This window comes from Stenotrophomonas maltophilia group sp. Smal32, from assembly GCF_030237085.1.
Classification (GTDB): domain Bacteria; phylum Pseudomonadota; class Gammaproteobacteria; order Xanthomonadales; family Xanthomonadaceae; genus Stenotrophomonas; species Stenotrophomonas maltophilia_Q.
Genome location: NZ_JASJSI010000132.1, coordinates 2748 through 11139 on the forward strand (window position 1 = coordinate 2748; position 8392 = coordinate 11139).

General features: G+C 66.7%; 8 protein-coding genes. All 8 read right to left on the reverse strand.

From position 1 onward, the window contains the following. Nucleotides 1-373: 373 nt before the first annotated feature. The 8 genes from moeB to ndk all read right to left on the reverse strand — a co-directional run bounded on the left by moeB (nt 374) and on the right by ndk (nt 8326). The gene (moeB, locus tag QRO91_RS20160) at nt 374-1510 is read right to left on the reverse strand and encodes a molybdopterin-synthase adenylyltransferase MoeB (RefSeq protein WP_049427444.1); all 1137 of its coding nucleotides are present in this window, start codon (nt 1508-1510) and stop codon (nt 374-376) included. 184 nt (nt 1511-1694) lie between these two features. Next, nucleotides 1695-3092: a ribosome biogenesis GTPase Der gene (gene der / locus QRO91_RS20165; RefSeq protein ID WP_197651059.1), complete on the reverse strand. Its 1398-nt coding sequence runs from the start codon at nt 3090-3092 to the stop codon at nt 1695-1697. 17 nt (nt 3093-3109) lie between these two features. Continuing rightward, nucleotides 3110-4318 (reverse strand): outer membrane protein assembly factor BamB, encoded by a 1209-nt coding sequence (gene bamB / locus QRO91_RS20170; protein WP_005409300.1) that lies wholly within the window; start codon nt 4316-4318, stop codon nt 3110-3112. After that, on the reverse strand, nt 4318-4956 hold the full coding sequence (locus tag QRO91_RS20175; protein ID WP_197651060.1) for a tetratricopeptide repeat protein: 639 nt from the start codon (nt 4954-4956) through the stop codon (nt 4318-4320). Before QRO91_RS20175 ends, bamB begins: the two co-directional genes overlap by 1 nt. A gap of 65 nt (nt 4957-5021) precedes the next feature. Continuing rightward, entirely contained in the window at nt 5022-5894 is an 873-nt protein-coding gene (locus tag QRO91_RS20180; RefSeq protein WP_197651061.1) for a RodZ domain-containing protein, read from the reverse strand. A gap of 18 nt (nt 5895-5912) precedes the next feature. Then, the gene (locus tag QRO91_RS20185) at nt 5913-6698 is read right to left on the reverse strand and encodes a tetratricopeptide repeat protein (RefSeq protein ID WP_049427441.1); all 786 of its coding nucleotides are present in this window, start codon (nt 6696-6698) and stop codon (nt 5913-5915) included. Then, on the reverse strand, nt 6685-7890 hold the full coding sequence (gene rlmN / locus QRO91_RS20190) for a 23S rRNA (adenine(2503)-C(2))-methyltransferase RlmN (RefSeq protein ID WP_111177211.1): 1206 nt from the start codon (nt 7888-7890) through the stop codon (nt 6685-6687). Before rlmN ends, QRO91_RS20185 begins: the two co-directional genes overlap by 14 nt. A 10-nt stretch (nt 7891-7900) precedes the next feature. Next, complete coding sequence (gene ndk / locus QRO91_RS20195) at nt 7901-8326, reverse strand: nucleoside-diphosphate kinase (protein ID WP_008265389.1); 426 nt, start codon at nt 8324-8326, stop codon at nt 7901-7903. Between the last annotated feature and the right edge of the window lie 66 nt (nt 8327-8392).

Consider the following 8392-nt stretch of genomic DNA (forward strand, 5'->3'; position numbering starts at 1 on the left):
TGGTGATTTCTACACGCGGTCTGTTTTTTTGCCCCAAATAAAAATAGGGGTTTACAAAAAAAAACAACGCGATATGTCCAAAAACCCCCTGATGTGCCAGGTTTTTTTTTTGTAACTACAACGTTCCAAACAGCCCCCCCCCACAAACACGAAATTGGTGGCCAGGGCGAGGTCGCCCCCCCCCCGGGGGCGGGTGAGGGCTCGGCTCCGGCCAAAAGCAGCCGAGCGTGGGCTCGGCTCTACAGTAGATCCACGCCATGCGTGGATGACGCACAGCCGCCGCGCCCCGGTAGATTCACGCCATGCGTGGATGACGCACAGCCGCCGCACCCCGGTAGATCCACGCCATGCGTGGATGACTCCCCGGCCAGCCTCACCCGCCCCGGCAGAACGCGGCGTAATCGATATACCCCGGGAACGGCACGCCCGGCGCGCACACCGGGCAGTGCGGGTCCGGCCGGATGCCGGTCTCGCGGAAGCGCATGCCCAGCGCATCGAAACGCAACAGCCGCCCCACCAGCGGCTCGCCGATGCCCAGCAACAGCTTCAGCACCTCGGTGGCCTGCAGCACGCCGGCCAACCCAGGCAGCACCCCCAGCACCCCGGCCTCGGAACAGTTCGGCGCGAACTCCGGCGGCGGCGGCTCGGGGAACAGGCAGCGGTAGCACGGCGCCACGCCACGCTGGCGGCCTGCATCAAACACGCTGACCTGGCCGTCGAAGCGCTCGATGGCGGCATACACCAGCGGTTTTGCGTGCTTGATGCAGGCGTCGTTGAGCAGGTAGCGCAGCGGGAAGTTGTCCGAGCCGTCCAGCACCACGTCCACGCCCTCCAGCAGCGCATCCACGTTGTCGGAGGTGACCCGCTCGGGCACCGCTTCGACGTCGATGGACGGGTTCAGCGCCAGCAACCGCTCGCGCGCGGAATCGACCTTGAGCTGGCCGACACTGGCTTCGGTATGCACGATCTGCCGGTGCAGGTTGCTGCGCTCGACGCGGTCGTGGTCGGCGAAACGCAGGTGCCCCACCCCGGCCGCGGCCAGATAGAAGCCGGCCGGTGCGCCCAGTCCGCCCGCACCCAGCACCAGCACGCGCGACTGCTGCAGCCTGCGTTGCCCGGCTTCACCCACCTGCGGCAACAGCAAATGGCGCGAATAGCGGTCAAAGAAATCGCGGTCGGCGGCGCTGGCCAGCGGCTGCACCAGCGGCAGCGACTGCTCGCGCCAGGCCACGGTGCCGCCCGTCACGGAAGCGACGTTGGTGTAGCCCGCCTCCAGCAGGAACTGCGCGGCATCGGCCGAGCGCTTGCCGCTCTGGCAGATCAGCAGGATTTCCTGGTCGTGACGCGGCAGATGCGCGGCCGGATCGGCCTGCAGCTCGCCCTTGGCCACGCCGCGTGCGCCTTCGGCCATGCCACCGGCACGCTCGTGCGCCTCGCGCACATCGATCAGCACGGCGCCATGGGCCAGGCGTTCACGCGCCTGCGTGGGGGAAAGCTCTTGGATGCTCATGGCCGCATTATCGCCCACGTCATGCCAGCCCGCCTCGGCCAGCGCCTGTAGAGCCGAGCCCGCGCTCGGCTGACGCGAGCAGCGCGGCGGTGGCACTACGCGAACAGCAGCCGAGCATGGGCTCGGCTCTACAGGGTTACCCCCGGCAACGAAAAAGGCGGCCCTGCGGCCGCCTTCTCGTGAATCACTTGCCCTTGACGTGCTTCATCAAGCGCCGCTTGGCCTTGACCTGCCGCTCGGTGAGGACGTTCTTCTTGCCCTCGTACGGGTTGGTACCCTCGCGGAAGATGAAGCTCACCGGCGTGCCGATCAGCTTGAAGCGCTTGCGGAAGAAGTTCTCCAGGTAGCGCTTGTAGGATTCCTGCAGCTCCTTCAGGCGCGTGCCGTGCACGATGAAGGTCGGCGGATTCGCACCGGCCGGGTGCACGTAGCGCAACTTGGAGACGTGGCCGCGGATGGTTGGCGGCGGATTGGTCTCGTAGGCCACTTCCAGCGCCTTGTTCACTTCGCTGGTGGTGAAGGTCTTGTTCGCCGATTCGTGCGCGCGGTGCACGGCGCGGAACAGCTCGCGCAGGCCCGAGCCGTGCTTGGCCGAGATGCGCACCGATTCGGCCCACGGCACGAAGCCCAGCTTCAGCGACAGCATGGTTTCGGCCTGCTCGCGCTGGTATTCGGTCAGGCCGTCCCACTTGTTGATGGCGATCACCAGCGCACGGCCGGCGTCGAGCACGGCACCGAGCACGGTGGCGTCCTGGTCGGTGACGCCTTCAGTGGCGTCGAGCATCAGCACGGCCACCTGGCACTGCTCGATCGACTGCATGGTCTTGACCACCGAGAACTTCTCGACGACCTCGTCCACGCGCGAACGGCGGCGCAGGCCGGCGGTATCGATCAGGCGGTACTCGCGGCCATCGCGCTCCAGGTCCACTGCGATCGAGTCACGGGTGGTACCCGGCACGTCGGAGGCGATCATGCGCTCCTCGCCGAGGATGCGGTTGACCAGCGTCGACTTGCCCACGTTCGGGCGGCCGACGAAGGCGATGCGGATGCGGTTCGGATCGTTGTCCAGCTCTTCGCCGCTGCCTTCTTCCGGCAGGCGCTGGATCACTTCGTCCAGCAGGTCGTCCAGGCCTTGGCGATGCGCGGCCGAGACGGTCAGCATTTCGCCGAAGCCGTAACGGGCGAACTCCGAACGCACGCTGTCCTCGTCGGTGCCGTCGATCTTGTTGATCAGCAGCAGCGTCGGGCGCGACAGCTTGCGCAGCCAGGTCAGGATCTCGTCGTCCAGCGCCGAGGTGCCCTCGCGGGCATCGACGACGAACAGGATCAGATCGGCTTCGGCCGCGGCAGCCCGCGCCTGCCGCGTGGTGGCGCCGGCCAGGCCTTCGTCTTCGCCGGCGATACCGCCGGTATCCACGACGAGGAAATGGTTGTCCTCGTCGAGGCGGCAGACGCCGTAGTTGCGGTCACGGGTAACGCCGGGCTGGTCATGGACCAGCGCGTCACGGGTGCGCGTAAGCGCATTGAAAATAGTCGACTTGCCGACATTCGGCCGTCCAACCAGGGCGACCAAAGGCAGCATCGCGATTACTCCAATTTTTAATTTGCCAACCGGAAGGCGGTCAGCTTGCCATCCACGTTCTGCACCAGCAGCACCCCGTCGACGACGACCGGCTGGGCCAGCAGGGCGTCACCGCCGCTCTTCGCCCGTGCCGCCATCGCACCATCGGAGGTCTTCAACCAGTGCACGTATCCCTTGTAGTCGCCAACGACCACGTAATCACCGTGCAGCGCCGGGCCGGTCAGCGAACGACGCGCCAGCTCGGTCTGCGACCACATGGCAGCGCCGGTCGCCTTGTCCAGGCCGAACACGCCACCCTTGTTGTCGGTGACGAACACATTGCCCGACGACACCGCCACGCCACCTGCACCACCATGGTCACGCGCCCACAGCGGGCGACCGGTCGGGCCTTCGATGGCCATGGTCTGGTTCTTGAAGCTGCTCACGAAGAGGGTGTTGCCCTCCAGCACCGGAGCACCGTCGACGTCGGCCATGCGGTCCAGCTCGGTACGGCCTTCGCCGTTGCCAAGGTTCTGTTCCCACAGGGTACGCCCATCCTGCATGGCCAGCGCGGCAACCGCGCCTTCGTCCTTGCCGATGAACAGCACGCCCGGACCGGTGACCACCGGGGCGTTGCCGCGCACGGTCAGCGCCGGCAGCTCGCTCGGGTTGAACCACTTCTGGGTGCCGTTGCCGGCATCGAAGGCGGTGACGCGGCCGTCGTTGCTGCGCACGAACACCAGGCCCTGGGCCACGGCCGGCGCGGCAATGACCTCACCCGGAACACGGGCGCGCCACTTCTCGCTGCCGTCATTGATGTCCAGCGCGATGACCTGGCCATCGAGCGTGCCGATCACGACCAGGTTCTCACCAACACCCGGACCGCCGGACAGGCGCAGCTTCGGCTTCTTCTTTTCCTTCTGCGGCTCCCAGGTCCAGACCTTCTTGCCGGTCTGCAGGTCGATGGCGTGCACGCCACCGGTGATCGCCGCGGCGAACACATGGCCATTGGCCACGGCCGGGCCCTGGCGCACGCCGATGCGGCGCTCGCCCTTGCCGAGGTTGACCGACCAGGCCTTGTTGACCTTCACGCTCGGCTCGAACTTGACCAGCTCAGCCGGCTCCTGGGCCTTCTTCGCTGCCGCGTCCTTGCCGGCGAACCAGCCCTTCATGGTGCTGCAGCCGGTCAGGGCCATGCCCATCAGGAGCACGGTGGCGACGCGGGTGATCATGACCTTCTGACTCATCAAACCGACTCCGCAGGGGCGGCGACCATGCCGCCGGCATCCATAACCTTGGTTTCCAGCAGGCGCCGCTGCGGCGCTGCCACGTCCAGCGACTTCAGCGCCTTCTCGTACTGTGCGCGGGCATCATCGCGCTTGCCCTGCGCCATCAGCGCATCGCCATGGATTTCCAGGCTGCTGCTGTCGGTGGCGCTGCCCAGCAGCTTGATTGCCTCGTCGCTCTTGCCGGTGGCCACCAGCAGGCGGGCCACACGCTGGTCGACCACGCGCTGCAGGTCGCTTTCGACCTTCACGGCGCGCAGGGTGGCCAGCGCATCTTCGTTCTTGCCGGCGTCGACCTGGGCCTTGGCCAGCTGCAGCGCCGCGAGGTCGCCGTAGATGCTGGACGGGCCGGCTTCGAGCGCCTTGACCGCCTTGGCGGCGTCGTCGAGCTTGTTCTGCTGCAGGCCGACGAGCGCCTTCTGGTACTCGACATTGGCCGAGGCCAGCTTGCCGCCCTGATCCTTCTGGTACCACTGCCAGCCGGCAATGGCACCGATGGCGATGACCACGCCACCGAGGATGCTGGCGCCATTCTTCCGCAGCCAGCTGCGGACGCGTTCACTTTGTTCGTGCTCGTCGAGCAGATCGTCGATCGCCATGCGTACTCTCGCCCCGCCCATCGGGAGGGACCATTGGGTTTAATCGAAGGTGGTGAAACCGCGCCTCAGTGCGAAACCGGGACTACGGAGCCTTCAGAGGATACCTGAAAGCGTGCCACGTTGGCTCGCTGGTAGGGGGTCAGATCGACGATAGCGCCGTTCTGCTGAACCTGGACCGCCGAAGCGTTGCCCAGGGTCACCCGGGCCACCTGGCCGGGCGTGAAGCTGCGGCTCTCGCCGGACTTGATCAGTGCCTTCTCGACGGTGCCGCCGTCCGGACCACCGATATCGACCCAGCTGTCGCCGCTGAACTGCATCTCCAGCGTATTGGCGGCCGCGGGCGCAGTGGGTGCCGGACGCGGCACCGGGGACAGCGAAGCGACATACGGCGTTGCGGCCGGCTTGCTGGCCGGGCCGCTTGCGACTTCAACCGGGGCCGAGGGCTCGACACCCGCAGCGGACGGGGCCACCGGCACAGCGGCCGGGATCGCGTCCAGCGAGGCGGTGTTCGGCGACGGCGTGGCGCTGCCATCGAAATGGCCGCGGGTGGCGAACCACACCGGCACGGCCAGCACGGCGGTGATGCCGACGTACAGCACGCGCCGGCCGAGGTTCTCGGCAATGCGGCGCGCACGCGGGGTATGGGTGTGGCTGACCAGGGTGGGCGGCACCACCGGACCCACCTGGGCCTGCTCGAGCAGCTGGCCCACATCGACATCAAGCAGGCGCGCGTAGCTGCGCAGCTGGCCGCGCACGAAGACGGGTGCGCCCAGCTTCTGCCACTGCTCTTCTTCCAGCGACTTGACCACCTGGACCGGCATGCGCAGGCGCGAGCCGACATCCTCAAGGGTCAGTCCGGCCGCTTCACGGGCCTGGCGCAGGCGGGTGCCGCAGCCGGCCACAGTCTCGAGAGCGCTCACAGTCTGGTCATCAATCACAATGCATCAACCCTGGAGTTAGGAGCCCGCTTCCTGCGGAAATTCCTGTCGAATCCGCTGGAGATAGCGGTCAGATGCCGCCCTATCCCCCAGCCGCGCTTCGATTTGAGACGCAAGTTGTAACACGGAACGCGTTGCGGGTGCAGCCGCAATCCTACGTTCGGCGAAGGCCCGGGCCTCCATGTAGCGGCCCTGGCGGAAGCTGAGCTGGGCCATGGCCTCCAATGCGACCGGGTTGCCGGGCAGCGTCGCCAGCGCCGCGCGCAGGTCGCGCTCGGCACGCTCGAACTGGCCTGCATCCAGCGCACAGCTGCCGGCATTGGCCTGTGCTTCGGCTACGGCGGGGTTGCCCGGCGCCCGCTGGGCACGATCGAACCAGATCAGCGATTCAGCCGCCTGGCCCTGCTGGCAGAGCCAGGCACCATAGTTGTTGAGCACGTCGCCGCGTTGCGGCGCCAGCTCGGCGGCCTTGCGGAAGTTCTCGCCGGCCTGCTGGCTGCGACCACGGCGCTCGTCGATGCCCGCCAGCAGGACCAGGCCATCGGGGGCCGTGGGCACCAGCTTCTGGGCTTCGCGCGCCTTGCGCTCGGCGGCATCGAGATTACCGCCCTGGATGTCGCGACCAGCCAGGGTCAGCAATTCCTGCCAGCGCACCTGCTGCCGCACCCCATCCGGATCACGGACGGAGTAGACCGGCGCCTCGCTCGGGCCGAGCTTGGCCTTGGGATGGGATTTGCAGCCGCCGACCGCGAGGGCCAGCGTGCCTGCGAGCAGAACCAGCCAGAGGCGGTCAGGCCGCGGCATCGCTCCCCTTCCCCGCCTGCAGCGTCTTGTTGAACTCCGCCTGGCGGCGGGTACGGTCCATGACTTGCCCCTTGAGCTGGCCACAGGCGGCGTCGATGTCGTCGCCACGGGTGCGGCGGACCATGGTCAGCACGTTGCTGTCGAGCAGGATCTTCTGGAAGGCACGGATGTGCGCCTCTTCCGAACGCTCGTAGCGGGTGCCCGGGAACGGGTTGAACGGGATCAGGTTGACCTTGCCCGAATCCTTGGCCTGCACCGCGTTGTCGAACTGGCGCATCAGGCGGGCCAGCTCACGGGCATGCTCGGGCTTGTCGTTGATGCCCTTCATCAGGGTGTATTCGAAGGTGACCGATTCGCGGCGCTTGTTGGCGCGCAGGTAGCGTGCGCACGAGGCCATCAGCTCGGCGATCGGGTACTTCTTGTTGAGCGGCACCAGGGTCTCGCGCAGCGCGTCGTTCGGCGCATGCAGCGACACCGCCAGCGACACGTCGCTTTCGGCAGACAGGCGATCGATCTGCGGCACCAGGCCGGAGGTCGACAGGGTCACGCGCTTGTTGGCCAGGCCGTAGCCCAGGTCGTCGCGCATCACGCTCATGGCGCGCACGACGTTGTCGAAATTCATCAGCGGCTCGCCCATGCCCATCATCACCACGTTGGTGAGGCGGCGCATCTGGTGCGGCACGTTGCCCAGGTGGCGTGCGGCAACCCACACCTGGCCGATGATCTCGGCGGTGGTCAGGTTGCGGTTGAAGCCCTGGGTGGCGGTGGAGCAGAACGTGCAGTTCAGGCCGCAACCGACCTGCGAGGACACGCACAGCGTGCCGCGGGTCTTGTCCGGAATGTACACGGTCTCGATGGCGTTCTTGCCATCAACGCCCATCGCCAGCAACCACTTGTGGGTGCCGTCGGCGGAGGGCTTGTCGAACACGATGTTCGGAACCAGCACCTCGGCATGGGCCTGCAGCTTGGCGCGCAGGACCTTGCCGAGGTCGGTCATTTCATCGAAGTCGGTGACGTAGCGATGGTGGATCCACTTCATCACCTGATGGGCACGGAACTTCTTTTCGCCAAGAACCTCAACGAAAAACTTCTCCAGGCCCGCGCGATCGAGGTCGAGCAGGTTCTGCTTGCCAGCCGCGGGTGCCGACTTCGGCAGCGGCTGGATGGCGGGGGACTGTACGACCTCGTTCACGGCATTACTCTCAGCGCGAAACGACTTCGGTGGCGGCGAAGAAGTAGGCGATTTCAATCGCGGCATTCTCGACCGAGTCCGAGCCGTGGGCGGCGTTGGCATCGATGGATTCGGCGAAGTCGGCGCGGATGGTACCGGCGGCGGCTTCCTTCGGGTTGGTGGCGCCCAGCAGGTCGCGGTGGGCCAGGACGGCGTTCTCGCCTTCCAGGGCCTGGATCATCACCGGGCCGGAGATCATGAACTCGACCAGCGCGTTGAAGAACGGACGCTCGCGGTGCACGGCGTAGAAGCCTTCGGCTTCACGGCGCGACAGCTGCTTGTACTTGGCGGCCACGACCTTCAGGCCGGCCTTCTCGAAGCGGGCGTAGATTTCGCCGATGACGTTCTTGGCAACGGCGTCCGGCTTGATGATCGAAAGGGTGCGCTCCAGCGCCATGGGATGTCTCCAATGGAATCGGGCCGCTGATGGCCCGAAGGGTAACATGAAAAAAACCCGCGTCGG